The organism is Gemmatimonadota bacterium (assembly GCA_021295815.1).
In the GTDB taxonomy this organism is placed as follows: Bacteria; Gemmatimonadota; Gemmatimonadetes; order Longimicrobiales; family Gaopeijiaceae; genus JAGWBQ01.
The window spans coordinates 54233-68261 of the sequence record JAGWBQ010000012.1; the positions used below are offsets into that span (position 1 = coordinate 54233).

The 14029-nt window shown below is 66.6% G+C and carries 10 protein-coding genes and 2 pseudogenes; 8 read left to right on the top strand and 4 right to left on the bottom strand.

What is annotated here, in order from left to right; translation table 11 throughout:
• Positions 1 to 375 precede the first annotated feature (375 nt).
• The 8 genes from J4G12_06615 (at position 376) to J4G12_06650 (ending at position 11631) form a co-directional block, all read left to right on the top strand.
• Entirely contained in the window at positions 376 to 2700 is a 2325-nt protein-coding gene (locus J4G12_06615) for a hypothetical protein (protein MCE2455481.1), read from the top strand.
• 81 nt (positions 2701 to 2781) lie between these two features.
• Positions 2782 to 3690, top strand: coding sequence for a zinc-ribbon domain-containing protein (locus J4G12_06620; protein MCE2455482.1), 909 nt, complete (start codon positions 2782 to 2784; stop codon positions 3688 to 3690).
• A gap of 6 nt (positions 3691 to 3696) precedes the next feature.
• Entirely contained in the window at positions 3697 to 4929 is a 1233-nt protein-coding gene (locus J4G12_06625; GenBank protein MCE2455483.1) for a DUF819 family protein, read from the top strand.
• Between the two features lie 31 nt (positions 4930 to 4960).
• Positions 4961 to 6091, top strand: a complete 1131-nt coding sequence (gene lipA / locus J4G12_06630; protein ID MCE2455484.1) for a lipoyl synthase — start codon at positions 4961 to 4963, stop codon at positions 6089 to 6091.
• Positions 6092 to 6218: 127 nt separating this feature from the next.
• Positions 6219 to 7211: a pyruvate dehydrogenase (acetyl-transferring) E1 component subunit alpha gene (pdhA, locus tag J4G12_06635; protein MCE2455485.1), complete on the top strand. Its 993-nt coding sequence runs from the start codon at positions 6219 to 6221 to the stop codon at positions 7209 to 7211.
• Positions 7204 to 8184, top strand: a complete 981-nt coding sequence (locus J4G12_06640) for a pyruvate dehydrogenase complex E1 component subunit beta (GenBank protein MCE2455486.1) — start codon at positions 7204 to 7206, stop codon at positions 8182 to 8184. Before pdhA ends, J4G12_06640 begins: the two co-directional genes overlap by 8 nt.
• Positions 8185 to 8216: 32 nt before the next feature.
• On the top strand, positions 8217 to 9536 hold the full coding sequence (locus J4G12_06645) for a pyruvate dehydrogenase complex dihydrolipoamide acetyltransferase (protein MCE2455487.1): 1320 nt from the start codon (positions 8217 to 8219) through the stop codon (positions 9534 to 9536).
• Between the two features lie 25 nt (positions 9537 to 9561).
• A complete protein-coding gene (locus J4G12_06650) occupies positions 9562 to 11631 on the top strand; it encodes a S9 family peptidase (protein MCE2455488.1) in 2070 nt (689 codons plus the stop codon).
• Between the two features lie 409 nt (positions 11632 to 12040).
• Here J4G12_06650 and J4G12_06655 read toward each other — a convergent pair whose 3' ends face one another.
• The 4 genes and pseudogenes from J4G12_06655 to J4G12_06670 all read right to left on the bottom strand — a co-directional run.
• Positions 12041 to 12334: a PH domain-containing protein gene (locus J4G12_06655; protein MCE2455489.1), complete on the bottom strand. Its 294-nt coding sequence runs from the start codon at positions 12332 to 12334 to the stop codon at positions 12041 to 12043.
• Positions 12335 to 12533: 199 nt separating this feature from the next.
• A pseudogene (locus J4G12_06660) lies at positions 12534 to 13049 on the bottom strand (PH domain-containing protein).
• Between the two features lie 210 nt (positions 13050 to 13259).
• A pseudogene (locus tag J4G12_06665) lies at positions 13260 to 13727 on the bottom strand (PH domain-containing protein).
• A partial coding sequence (locus J4G12_06670; GenBank protein ID MCE2455490.1) for a PH domain-containing protein occupies positions 13714 to 14029 on the bottom strand: 316 nt, incomplete at its 5' end. The pseudogene J4G12_06665 and the gene J4G12_06670, both read right to left, overlap by 14 nt.

Genomic DNA, 14029 nt, shown 5'->3' on the forward strand with positions numbered 1-14029 from the left:
GACTCGTCCTCTCGCTCCGCCAGCCCGTGACGGTCGCCGAACACCTGCGTCATCCACCTGGACTTCTCCAGGAGTTCCCGCGCCCCGAGGCACTCGGCCAAGGCCGGCAGGACGACGGATTCACGGATCCGAATTCGACTCGGACGATCCCGCTAGATTCCCGAAACCTAACCTCCTCCGGCTCACGCGGCTTGCCGGATGTTGCCCGGCATTCTAGCATACGCTGGCGTCCGGACCGCTTTACCGGGGCCACGCCCAACTGAACGACGCAACCCCGGGCTCACGGACCAGCCTGTCCACGGATCCGGCCGACTCCCGTAATCAATTTGAGGGAATCCCGGTCAGCCCGCCCCCGCACTCCATCCGATCGACCAGATGAAGATCTCCGCCAGCGCCGCACTCACGCTCGTCCTCGCCGTCCACATCCCGTCGAGCCCGCTCGAGGCTGAAACGACGGTCCGCCAAGAGATCCCGACGCCCCGAAGCCACTTCGGATTCGACCCGGGCGAGACTGGCAAGCTCGCCGACTGGACGCAACTGGTCGGCTACTACGAGGCCCTCGCCGAGGCGTCTCCGCGGGTCGCCTTCGAGGTCCTCGGAGAGACCGTCACCGGAAACCCCTTCGTGATGCTCACCATCACGAGCCCCGAGAATCACGCGAGGATCGACGAGCTGCGGGAGATCCAGCACAAGCTCGCGGATCCGCGCACCATCGGGAGCGAAGCCGAACTCGAGCGGCTGCTGGGCGAGGGGAGAACCGTGGCGATGGTCACTCACGGCATCCACGCGACCGAGGTAGGGAGCAGCCAGGGAGCTGCGACCCTGGCCTACACCATGGCCTCATCGAACGAAGAACGGATCACGGACATTCTCGACAAAGTCGTCTTCCTCCAGATTCCCTCTCTCAATCCCGACGGCTTGCAATGGGTGAACACCTGGTACAACGAGCATGCCGGGACCGAGTTCGATGCCGCGCCTCTGCCTTGGCTCTACCAGTTCTACGTGGGCCACGACAACAATCGCGACTGGTACGCCTTCACCCAGAACGAGACCGTCATGACGGTCTCGGCGCAGAACCGCTGGCATCCGCACATCGTGCACGACATCCATCAGATGGGCTCGACCGGGGCGCGCATCTTCTTTCCGCCCTTCATCGACCCCTGGGAACCCAACATCGACCCGGCGCTCACTACCGCGGTGAACCAGCTCGGCACATGGATGGCCGCCGAACTCACCGCTCAGGGCAAGAAGGGAGTGGTGGTCAACGCGCAATACGACGCCTACACGCCGGCTCGCGCCTACATGCACTATCACGGCGGGGCTCGAATACTCTCGGAGACCGCTTCCGCCCGTCTGGCGAGCCCCATCCACGTTCCGCCCGAAACGCTCGGGCCCGGCAGAGGTTTCAACGCCGCGCAACGGAGCTGGAACTTCCCCAACCCGTGGCCAGGTGGCGATTGGACGCTGCCGGAGATCGTGGAATATCAGGTGTCCGGCGCCCTGGCGCTGCTCACCAACGCAGCTCGCAACCGCGAATTCTGGCTTAGGAACTTCCACGGGGTGACCAGCCGAGCGGTCGCCAAGTGGAACGAGTGGCCCGAAGCGTGGATCATTCCCGGCGGCCAGGGAAATCCCACGGGGCTGGCCTACGCGCTGAGGTCGCTGGTGCTCGCCGATGTCGAGGTGGGAAGCGCACAGGACGACTTCACGGTCGGAGGCGCTTCGTTTCCCGCAGGAAGCTACACGATCTCCATGCGCCAGCCCTGGGCCGGGTTCGCCAACTCGATGCTCGAGGTGCAGGAGTATCCCGACATGTTTCTCTATCCAGGCGGCCCCCCTCTCCGTCCCTACGACGTGACCGGGCACACCTTCGGATTTCTCATGGACTTCGAAGCCGTGCCGGTCGACGAAGCTCCCCAGGTCGAGACGACCGTGATCACCGACCCGCCCGACTTCGATTTCCGCCTTCCCGAACACCTCGTCGGAAGCGGAGCGCCGAGGATCGCCGTCTACAAGTCCTGGCGGGAGCCCATGCCTGCCGGATGGCAGCGCTGGGTATTCGATCAGCACGAGCTCGTGTACGACACCCTGCACGACGCCGAAATCAGGGAGGGTGATCTCGCGGACTACGACGTCTTCGTGCTCCAGACTCAGAGCGCGCAGTCGATCGCCAACGGCTTCCCGGAGGGCGTGCTGCCGCGCGAGTACACCGGCGGTCTGGGTCCGGATGGCGTCGCCCAGGTCAGGAGTTGGGTCGAGGGCGGCGGAAGGCTGGTGGCCGTCGAGACCGCGACCGAGTTCGTCATCGACCTCTTCGACCTAGATATCGGCAACAAGGTCGCCGGTCTGAGCAACAACGACTTCTACATACCGGGCTCCATCCTGAAGCTGGATCTGATGCCGGGCTCCGAGATCGCCGATGGAATGGGCGACGAGACCATCGCTTGGTACTGGCGCACGAGCCGGGCGTTCGCGTTGGGAAACGGCGGGGACGCGCGAGCGACGGTGCATGCGCGCTACGGGGACGCCGACGAACTCGTGCTCTCCGGGTGGGTGCTCGGCGGCGAACAGGTCGCCGGCGAACCGGCCATCGTCTCGGCCGAGGTAGGTGAAGGTTCGGTGATTCTCTTCGGTTTCCAGCCCAATTACCGGGCTCAGACCGTCGCGACTTGGCCGCTCCTCTTCAATTCGCTTCGATAGACGAACCGGACCGCGATGACCACCTGTCAGACATGCGGCGGGCGAGCGGAGGGCAACTTCTGCCATAGGTGCGGGAAGCCGTTGAATCGAAACTGCGTCTGCGGTGCGGAACTTCCTCCGGGAGCGCGGTTCTGCAGCCAATGCGGTGCGCAGGCCCACCGGGGGGCCGATCAGGGAATCGAGGGCGGGCGCGCCTCCCGGAGTCGGACCGGGACTCTTGCCGGGGATTCGGTGCGCTCCGGACGGGGGGAGCGCTCCAGGCGTTCGGCCGACCATCCCGATGCCCGGCGCCGGGAACGCCGACAGAGGATCCTCCTCACCGCGGGGAGCCTGGCGATGGTAGGGGTCATCGCGATACTCGGTGTGAGGATGGCCGCGCGCGGAGGCACCGACAGCCAGCCGCAGCCGGCCGGTCCCGCGGTCCCCGCCGGCGGAAGCGGCACGAGCGCGAACCCGCCCGACCTGTCGACCATGACCGAGCTGGAAGCTGCCGACCGGCTCTTCAACCGGGTCATGACCGCAGTCGCCGCCGCAGACACGGCAGAGGTGGAAAGGTTCGCCCCCATGGCGATCGCGGCCTACGATCTCGCCGGCCCGCTCGATGCCGACGGCCTCTTTCACGTCGCCCTGATCGAACACGCCGTAGGCATGGTGCACGAAGCTCTGGCGACCGCCGAGGGCATACTCGAAGACGAACCCGACAACCTGCTCGGCCTCTACGCCGTGATCGTGTCCGCCCACGACGCCGGAGACGTCGTCAGGGCGAGAGAGGCTCTGCAACACCTGTCGCAGGTCTACGAACGCGAGATGGCTACCGGCAAACCGGACTACGTCGAACACCGGGCGATCACGCTGACGATGGTGGAGGACCTCACCGCGATCCTGGACGGGTCGGGAGAGGGCTTGGCATACTCCGAAGCGAAACCGACAGCTACCGAAGCGAAACCGGACGGCTTCAGGGCGGTCTCCGGCGAGCCCGGAAGGAGCTGAACCGCGATGGCTCTCGCTCCCGTCACGATCGCCGCGCTGATCACGCTCTGCGCCTTCTTAGCGTTCTGGCTCGAAAGCAGGGTGCCCGCCATCTCGAAGATGGGCTCGTCGCTGATCGCCCTGGTTCTGGGAGCCGCTCTTTCGAACACGGGCGTACTTCCAGCCGAATCCCCGGTCTACGACGTGATCGCGGGTCCGGTGACTCTTCTGGCGATAGCCTGGCTCCTTTTGGCGGTGAACCTTCGCGACCTGAAGCTGGCGGGGGGACGCATGCTGGGAGCTTTCGGGATCGCGGTGTTGGGAACCGTTCTGGGAGCTTTCTTCGGCGCGTTCGTATTCGCCGACGCGCTCGGGGACGACGCGTGGAGACTAGCCGGAACCCTGACCGGCACTTATTCCGGCGGCTCCCTCAACTTTACCGCCGTGGGCAGGGCGGTCGAACTGCCGGCCGCGATCTTCCTCGGCGCCAACGCCTCCGACGCCATGCTGACCGGTCTCTGGCTGGGGGTGACCATCCTTCTGCCCGGGGTCATCGGTCGCTTTTACCCGGCGTATGGAACACGAGGCGGCGGAGCCGACGGCGAAGGACCCGTCGCGGGCGTTGCCACCTCAACGGATGGCGAGGTCGAACCGAGCTCTCCGGCCACTCCGGCCAACGACCACCCTTTCTTCCGACAGGCTTCGCTCTCCGCGCTCGACCTAGCTCGTACCTGCGCCCTCGGCATCGCCCTCCTGGCGCTTGCGGAGATTATCACCGGAGGGCTTGCCGCGCTGGAGGGCGACGGCAGGCTGGTCACGCTTCTTCGCTCGGTACCTTCGGTGCTATGGCTCACAACGCTCGCCTTGGTGGCAGGCCACGTCCCCGCCACCCGTCGCCCGCCCGGAGCGATGGTGCTCGGATCGTTCGCCCTTCACCTCTTCTTCGTCCTCATCGGCGTCTGGTCGCGCTTCACCGACATCGTGGAGGTAGGGCCGGCGGTGTTCCTCTACACTTTGCTGGTGATCGCGGTGCACGGAGCGTTCGTCTTCGGCGTGGGCAGGCTCGTCCGCCTCGACATCGCGTCGCTGGCGGTGGGTTCGCAGGCTGCGGTCGGAGGCCCGGCGAGCGCGGTGGCGATCGCCGTCGCCAGACGCTGGCCGGCTCTGGTGCTCCCGGGCATCGTCGTCGGCCTTCTGGGCTATGCCGCCGGGACCTACCTAGGCCTCGCCGTGGCGGCACTGACTCGGGTAAGTCTGTAAGAACCGCGCCAAGTAGGCTATCTTGATGGCTATGGCTGCTCCAACCACCCGATCCGGCAACGGTTCGTCATACGGCTACGCCCCTTCCGGCAAGGACACCGGCGTTGTACGCTCTAAGGGACGTCCCCAGATACGAGCGCACGAAGGCCTCGCTCTCGTCGGGGCCCGCGACCGCAAGCCCTCGTGGCTCAAGGTCCGTTCCCCCGGTGGGCCGAAATACCTCCGCATCAAGGAGCTCATGCGCTCCGAAGGCCTGCACACGGTGTGCGAGGAAGCGGGCTGCCCGAACATCGGCGAGTGCTGGGAGTCGGGCACCGCGACCTTCATGATATTGGGCGACGTCTGCACTCGCGCGTGCAAGTACTGCGGGGTGGCCCACGGGTTGCCGACGGAGCTCGATCTCGACGAACCTCGACGGGTCGCGGAGACCGTGAAGAGGATGGGACTCGAACACGCGGTCGTCACCAGCGTCAACCGGGACGAACTTCGAGACGGCGGAGCCTCGGTATACGCCGATCTCATCCGACGAATCCACGACACCGTGCCGGGATGCTCCGTCGAGGTCCTGATTCCGGACTTCAAGGGAGACGAGGAGGCGCTCAGAACGGTGGTGGAGGCGAAGCCCGAGATTCTGGGGCACAACCTGGAGACGGTGGAACGTCTGCACCCTGACGTGCGTCCCGGCGGTCGATACTGGCGATCGATCTCGTTTCTCGGAGCCGTAAAGAAAATCGATCCGGGGATGCTGACCAAGACCTCGATCATCCTCGGGATGGGGGAGCGCCGGCACGAAATAGAGAAGGCGATGGCCGATCTGCGCGAGGCTGCGGTGGACATACTCACCTTCGGCCAGTACCTGCGCCCTTCGCTGATGCATATTCCGGTGGCGCGCTGGGTCACGCCCACGGAGTTCGCGGAGCTGAAACGAGTGGGCGAAAACGTCTACGGTTTCAGCCACGTCGAGTCCGGCCCCCTGGTGCGTTCGAGCTACCATGCGAAGGAACAGGCGCGGGAGGTCGCGGCCGGAGGGCCGGGCCGCATTCAAGACGTAATCGAAGCCGATGTGCGAGCGCCCGCCGAGGTCGAGTTCAACCTCGTCCAGATCCAGGCGGGTCGTCCCGGAAGGTCGTCGGGACGCGGCGCGGCGGTCGGTGGAGCCTGAGAACGATGGAGAAGCGGTGAGCACACTTGCAACCGAAGCCGAGCTCAGCGAAGTGGCGCGCAACGGTCGTCCGGGCGCAGACCCTCTCGAGAGCCGGGGGATCGCGCCCGAGCTGGCGTTGGAGCTGATGGCCGACATGCTCCTCTACCGACGCTTCGAGGAGAAGGTGGAAGAGGCTTATGCCATCGGCCGGATCGGCGGATTCTGCCACCTCCACATCGGCCAGGAAGCCGCTGCGGCAGGCGCGATCAAGCCGTTGCGACACGAAGACTACGTCGTCACCGCCTATCGCGAGCACACTCAGGCCATCGCCAAGGGAGCCTCGCCCGACGCCGTCATGGCGGAGCTCTACGGGCGTGCCGACGGCACCTCCGGCGGCAAAGGCGGTTCCATGCACATATTCGATGTGAAGAACCGTTTTCTGGGCGGCCACGGCATCGTGGGAGGGCAGATCGCTCTGGGAACGGGCGTGGCATGGAAGATCCACTACAACGAGGAGGACTCGGTGGTCCTCGTGTTCATGGGAGACGCCGCTGTGAACCAGGGCGCCTTTCACGAGTCGCTCAACCTCGCGGCGATCTGGCAGCTCCCGGCCATCTACGTGGTCGAGAACAACGAGTACGGCATGGGCACGGCCTTTTCCAGGGTCACGAAAACGGAGATGACCCGAAAGTCGGAACCCCACGGGGTGCCCGCCTCCGTCGTGGACGGCCAGGACGTGCTCGCCACCTATGCGCACTTCAGGGACCTCGTCGCGAGCGTCAGAGAGGGGGCCGGCCCCCAGTTCGTAGACCTTCGGACCTACCGTTTCCGGGGCCATTCGATGTCGGACCCGGTCTCGGGCACCTACCGATCCGTGGAGGAGGTCAGCCGTCGCCGGGAGGAGTCCGATCCGATCGCCGTCCTCCGAGACACCCTCTTCGCGAAAGGGCTGCTGGACGAGGACGGACTGCAGGAGCTGGACGAGGAGGCGCGAGCCAAGGCCGCGGAGGCCGCGGAATACGCCGAAGCCTCGCCCAAGCCGCCGCTCTCGGACCTGCACCGGCACGTCTGGGCATCGGAAGGGCACGGCAGGCTGACCTTCGATCATCACGGCGAAGCGGAGAACCGACGTGGCTGAGATCACCTATCGCGAAGCGCTCGGAGAGGCGCTTGCGGAGGAAATGGAGCGTGATCCCGCCGTATTCCTGATGGGCGAGGAGGTCGCGGAGTACGACGGCGCCTACAAGGTGTCGCGAGGCCTGCTCGATCGCTTCGGGGAGCGGAGGGTCGTCGACACCCCCATCAGCGAGCTCGGGTTCGGCGGACTGGGCGTGGGGGCCGCGATGGCGGGCCTTCGTCCGGTCGTGGAGTTCATGACCTTCAACTTCGCCTTTCTGGCCATCGACCAGGTGATAAATCACGCGGCGAAGATGCACTACATGTCGGCCGGGCGGCTACCGGTGCCGATCGTTTTCCGCGGCCCGAACGGAGCCGCCCTCCAGCTGTCCGCCCAGCACAGCCAGGCGTGCGAGACGTACTATGCTCACGCCCCGGGCTGCAAGGTGGTGACTCCTGCCACGCCGGCGGACGCGAAAGGGCTGCTCAAGGCCGCGATCAGAGACGACGACCCGGTGGCGTTCATGGAAGGCGAGCTGCTCTACAATGTCCGCGGCGAGGTGCCAGACACCGACGACTTCGTCATCCCGCTGGGCATGGCCGACCTGAAGCGGGAAGGGGCGGACCTTTCGATAGTCACTCACGGCAAGTCGGTGCATGTGGCGCTCCAGGCCGCTGCCGCACTGGCCAAGGAGGGAATCGAGGCGGACGTTTTGGATCTGCGCTCGGTGCGCCCGCTCGACGTCGACGCGATCATGCGGACGGTGGCGAAGACGAATCGCGTGGTCTATCTCGAGGAGGGCTGGCCCTATGCGGGCGTGGGCGCCCAGATCGTGACGCTGATACAGGAAGAAGCCTTCGACGATCTCGACGCGCCCATCCTCAGAGTCACGCAGGCGGACGTACCGATGCCCTACGCGAAGAATCTCGAAAACGTGGCCAAGCCCTCGGCGGCGCGTGTCGTCGCGGCTTGCAGGAAGACGCTTTACCGGTGACAGGTCCATCCTCATGAAGACGAGCTAGACGCATGGCTACCAAGGTTCACATGGAAGCCCTCTCTCCCACTATGGAGGAGGGACAACTGGTCAGATGGTTAAAGTCCGAAGGTGATTCGGTCGCGAGCGGCGATATCCTGGCGGAGATCGAGACCGACAAGGCGGTGATGGAGCTCGTGGCGAGGGGCGAGGGCAGGCTCCTGCGGGTCATGCTCGCCGAGGGAGGGACGGCCGAGGTCGGTGCCGTGATAGGGGTGATCGGGAGCGACGGCGAAGACGTCTCGGCCATCGCGGGGCCGGCCGGCGGCGGTTCCGCGAACTCCGGGGCGACTTCGGACGGCGCCGAGGGCGCGGCAAACGCCGAGGGCGCCGCTGCACCCGGTAAAGTCGCCGACACCGGGAGTGCGGCTGTCACCCGCAGCCGGCCTGCTCCGGCCGAGGTCGAGGCGGAAGCCGATCTGGTCGGGACCGGGAGGGTGAAGGCCAGCCCGGTTGCACGCCGGATGGCTCGGAACCTCGGTATCGAGCTCGCCGGAGTCACGGGGAGCGGCCCCGGGGGTCGAGTGGTCAAGAGGGACGTGGAGGCTGCCCGGGAATCCGCCGTCGCCGCCGCGACCCGGGCAACCGCCCAGGTCCTGCCGCAGGTGACCGCCGCGGAGGGACCCGAGTTCACCGACCTAGCCGTCTCGCAGTTGCGCAAGACGATCGCCCGTAGGCTGGGAGAGTCGGTCGGACCGGTTCCGACCTTCTTCCTGACGGTCACCGTCGACGCCACCCGACTGCTAGCCGCTCGGAAGTCCCTGAACACCATGCTCCAGGGCGGCGGCCTCAAGGTCTCGGTGAACGATTTCGTGCTCAAGGCGGCGGCGGTCTCACTCCACCGGCATCCGGAGTGCAACTCGCACTGGATGGGCGAAAGCATCCGCAGGCACAATCGCGTTCACCTGGGGGTCGCCGTGGCCGTCGAGGACGGGCTCATCACACCCGTCGTCCGCGATGCGAACCTCAAAGGCATAGCTCATATCGGTGCGGAAGTGCGTGAGCTGGCCGGTCGGGCGCGCGAGAAGCGGCTGATGCCCGAGGAGTACACGGGATCGACCTTCTCCGTGTCGAACCTGGGCATGTTCGGGATCCACGAGTTCACCGCCATCATCAATCCGCCGGAGGCGGGCATACTCGCAATAGGCGGGATCGAGGATACCGTCGTGGTCGAAGACGGCGAGATCGTCGTCGAACCCCGGATGCGCGTCACCATGAGCTGCGACCACCGCGTGATCGATGGCGCCCAGGGCGCGCGTTTCCTGGCCACCCTGAAGGCGATGCTCGAGGAGCCGGCGGGGATGGCGCTGTGACGTGCAACTCATGAATGGGAAGATCATGAAACTCCGTAACGTAGCCGCGCTCTCGATCACCGCCATCGCGGTTCTCGTCCCTACGTCATCGTGGGCCGAGGCAGCCGCTGCGCTTCCGGCCTCCCCACAACACGCCGATCCGAACCGCTTCGGCTACCTGGACGTCTTCGAACTCGAGGTGGCCGCCGATCCGCGCATCTCGCCCGACGGCAGCCGCGTCGTCTACGTGCGACGCGGTTTCGACATCATGACCGACGCCGCTCGCACCGATCTCTGGACCGTGAACGCCGACGGCACCGACCACCGGGCCCTGACCGATGGAACGGCGAGGGTGGGGTCTCCGCGCTGGAACCCCGACGGCAACCGGCTTCTCTACACGGCGTCCATCGAGGGCTCCACCCAGATCTTCCTGCGCTGGATGGACAGCGGGCAGGTGGCCGAGCTTACCAACCTCACGGAATCTCCCGGCGACATCGCCTGGTCGCCGGACGGCGGCCAGATCGCCTTCACCATGCAGGTGCCGGAGGACGGACCGGCCCGGGCCGCCCTTCCGAAGAAGCCGGAAGGGGCGGAATGGACGACGCCGCCCTTGGTAATCGACAGGATGCGCTACCGTTCCGACGGCGTCGGCTACCGCCCGCACGGCCACACCCACGTCTTCGTCATGCCCGCCGACGGAGGTACCCCGCGCCAGCACCACGGCGGTAGGCTGGCGTGGACTCCAGATTCGCGCGCCATCGTCTTCTCAGCCAACCGGGGCAACCCGGACGTCGACGTTCGCGACAGCGACCTCTTCCGAGTGGACGTGGCGGGGGGAGAGCTCACCCGGCTCACCGACCGTTTCGGTCCCGACGCCTCGCCCGCCGTCTCGCCGGACGGCCGGTACGTCGCCTATACCGGCTACCACGACCGCTACCAGGGTTACCAGGTTCGCGATCTGTATCTGATGGAGATCGACGGGGGCGGAGTCCGCAATCTCAGCGCGGAGCTCGACAGGGATGTGGACGGCCCCGCGTGGAGCTCGGAAGGGGACGCGATCTATTTCCGGTTCGACGACGAAGGCGTCACGAAGGTGGCTCGCATCACCCTGGAAGGACGCGTCACGGAGATAGCTGGCGACGTGGGCGGGGTAGCGCTCGGACGCCCGTACCCCAGCGGCTCGTTCACCCTCGCGCACGACGGCTCGGTCGCATACACCGTGAACTCCCCTTTACGTCCCGCCGACGTGGCGGTGGTCTCTCCCGACGGCACGAACGATCGGGTCACCGCGCTGAACGAGGACCTGCTCGCGCACAAGGAGTTGGCTCCAGTCGAGGAGCTGTGGTGGGAGTCCTCCCACGACGGGAGGCCGGTGCAGGGCTGGCTCGCCACGCCTCCAGGCTTCGACCCGTCTCGCAAGTACCCGCTCATTCTGGAGATCCACGGCGGTCCCTTCGCCAACTACGGGCCGCGCTTCGCGCCCGAGGTCCAGCTCTATGCCGCGGCGGGATACCTCGTTCTCTACACCAACCCCAGGGGAAGCTATGGTGGCGAGTTCGGAAATCTCATCCATCACGCCTACCCAGGGGACGACTACCACGACCTCGTCTCAGGGGTCGACGCGGTGATCGCCGAGGGCTATGTGGACGAGGGCAACCTCATGGTGACCGGCGGGAGCGGCGGCGGCGTGCTGAGCGCCTGGATCGTCGGCAGAACCGACCGTTTCAGGGCGGCCGTGGTTCAGAAGCCGGTCATCGACTGGATCTCCTTCTCGCTCACCTCGGACGGATACTCCTCGTACTACCAGTACTGGTTCCCGGCCCCGGTCTGGGAGGAAGGGATGCTGGAGCACTATTGGGATCGCTCACCCCTGTCGCTTGTCGGCAACGTGACCACTCCCACCATGCTAATCACCGGCGAAGAGGATCTGCGCACGCCCATGGGGGAGACCGAGCAGTTCTATCAGGCCCTCCAAATCAGGGGCGTTCCCACTCGCATGGTCAGGGTGCAGGACGCCTACCACGGCATGGCGAGCAGCAGCCCGTCCAACCTCATCAACAAGATCGCCTACGTCCTCGACTGGCTGGAAAGCCACCGCGTGCGAGGGGTGAGCTAGCGGCCCGCGCAACCCCGAGGGCCTTGCTCCACCAAGCGTGCAACCGGGCGGCACCCACAGCCGCCCTCGGGTTCATGGGCTCGGGCAGCACCGGAGCTTCCCTGGTTCCGGGGTTCATCGCCCGCGCGTCCGTCAACGCGTCGAGCGCCTCGTCGGTGATGGGCGTGATGTGCTCGTAGCCGGACTTGTCGTGCTCGGCGCGCCAGAGGAGGTCCCGCCGTCGAAGTCGATGTCCGTCCACCGAAACTGGCGGATGGCACCGATACGGTGCCCCGTCTCGTGTGCGAGCACGAGCTCAACGTGAAACCGCCAGTCCACTCGGCGGACACCTCCAGAAGCGCCCGGTATTCTTTCTCGGCGAGCACCACCCCGTTCGGGTTCTCAACGCACCTATCCACGGACTGCCCGCTCAGTGCCAGCGCCGCCGCGACGCCTCCACCCGGTACAGGATGTAGTCCCGAAGCCCGTGCGCCACTTCGTCCTCGATGTACGGCACCGTGATCTTCCCGCACGCCAGCTGAACCTGCAGCGTGGCCAGCCCCTTCCGGCGCTGCAGCGGCGAGTGCTTCACGATCACCGACTGGGCCTTGCGCATCGGAAACGCGTCCACCTTGCTCCCGATGAACCCGCCGCGGCTCGCCAGCCCGTCGTCGTCGTGCGTGTATCCCCGCCGCCGCCACAGCTGCCACGCGATCAGATGCAAGCCACCCGATCAGCATCGGCACGCCCACGCCAACGGAAACTTCCGCTGCGAGCAGCTGGAGGAAGACGGTGCCGAGGACAAGGCCCGCAATGAGCCAGATCCGCAGGGTGAGCGCCCGGATGTAGTACGGGGAGACCCGCCTGAACGCGTCGTCTCGGGGAAGGACCGCGATCTCGCTTGCCTCCCTCTTGAAAACCCGCGCCCGCAACTCTTCAGCTCGTCGGCCGTCCAGCAGGGGTACATCAAGTACGTCCGCTACGTCGAGCGGGTTCTGACCGCCCGTCGCGACGACTGCCGCCGCCGGCAGGGCCCGCAGCCGGAACCTCCCGAACCACCGCATCACGAGGTCCTGGCTCAGGCTCAGCTGCTGGATCTTGGGGGCCTCGACGACCACCTCCCGCTGCGTGAGAAGACCGGCGCGGGAGCGGAAGGTCCTGCCGTCGTGCCAGAGGGTGAAGGCGTGGTGGCGCAGGAACGCGGCTATGACCGTGAGGAGGAGCGCTGCAACCAGAGCGCCGAGGATGAGCACCACCACGAGGACCAGTTGGGCGAGCGCTCCCAACCCCGAGAACGCGCTGGCGGCGTTGTCGACGCTTGCTGCAAGCGCCTCAAGGAGCGGGGCGAGGAAGTCGCCGGGCTGCACCAGATCGGCGAGGATGCCCACCATGGCCGCCACGAAGATGAAGTTGCGGTTGGCGACGCCGATGCGGACCATGTCGGCGGGGCCGAGCTTGAGGAGGACCCGTCCCCAGTGCGGCTGGGCGGTGCGGCGTGCCCCCTCGGCGGCCGGTGTACCCACCCCGGCGCCGGCCACCGCGTCGGCACCTGTGTCTGTCGACAAGCCCCCGACGCCCGAGTCCCGCGCTTCGCCGGCGTCGCCCTCCAGCAGGTCGTCCTCCAGCCCCGGGCGAAGGGCGGCCACGCTGGCCCGCAGGTGGTCCGCCACCTCCGTCCTGACCGAGGGCAGCTTGCCCTCCGCCTGAACCGAGCCGGCCGTATCGAGCGTGACCGAGACGAGGCCGATGATCCGGTCCACGAGCGAACGCTCGACGTTGATGCCCTGCACGCGCCGTACGGAAGGTCCAGCGCCGTCTTCTTGATGAAGCCCGTGCGGATGAGGAGCCGGTCTTCGGCGATTCTGAACTTGAAGTACGCCCACTGAACTACCGCGATCCCCACGACCAGCAGTAGCAATCCCCCGAGGATGGGCAACACGCGGGCGAAGTCGAGGGGCTCGTCGCCACGCAACACGAGAACGGCCGCCAGGATCGAGAGGATCCCTGGAATGACGGCGCGCCCGAGGACCTTGACGCCGGTCCACAGGAATGAAACGACGGCGAAGGAAGACAGGCGCTGCCAGTCGCCGGAAAAGGGCGGGTTCACCGACCCGGATCCTCGGCGGCTTCGGAGGCCGTTTCCGAGTTCGTTTCCGAGTGCGCTACGGGAGCCGGCGCGGCGTCGGTGTCCCTGGAATCCGTCTCCCCGTCCGCTTCGATCCGCTCCGAGATGTACACGCGCAGCCGCCCGGCGGTCTCCTGTCCCAGTCCCCGGATCCTGAGACCCGCGCCCGCGCCCGCCGGAAAGACCGACAGGCTCGACAGGCCGAACCGCCGGTCGAGCGGAGTGCTGTCGAGCTTGGTGTGCTGCACGCGGTTGAAGGGAAACGCCTTCACCGAGCGCCAGAGCACGCCGGAC

Bases quoted from the DNA above. Each gene is read 5' to 3' on its own strand.
- J4G12_06615 (MCE2455481.1), top strand. From the start codon at position 376: ATGAAGATCTCCGCCAGCGCCGCACTCACGCTCGTCCTCGCCGTCCAC.
- J4G12_06625 (MCE2455483.1), top strand. From the start codon at position 3,697: ATGGCTCTCGCTCCCGTCACGATCGCCGCGCTGATCACGCTCTGCGCC.
- lipA (MCE2455484.1), top strand. From the start codon at position 4,961: ATGGCTGCTCCAACCACCCGATCCGGCAACGGTTCGTCATACGGCTAC.
- pdhA (MCE2455485.1), top strand. From the start codon at position 6,219: ATGGCCGACATGCTCCTCTACCGACGCTTCGAGGAGAAGGTGGAAGAG.
- J4G12_06645 (MCE2455487.1), top strand. From the start codon at position 8,217: ATGGCTACCAAGGTTCACATGGAAGCCCTCTCTCCCACTATGGAGGAG.
- J4G12_06650 (MCE2455488.1), top strand. From the start codon at position 9,562: ATGAAACTCCGTAACGTAGCCGCGCTCTCGATCACCGCCATCGCGGTT.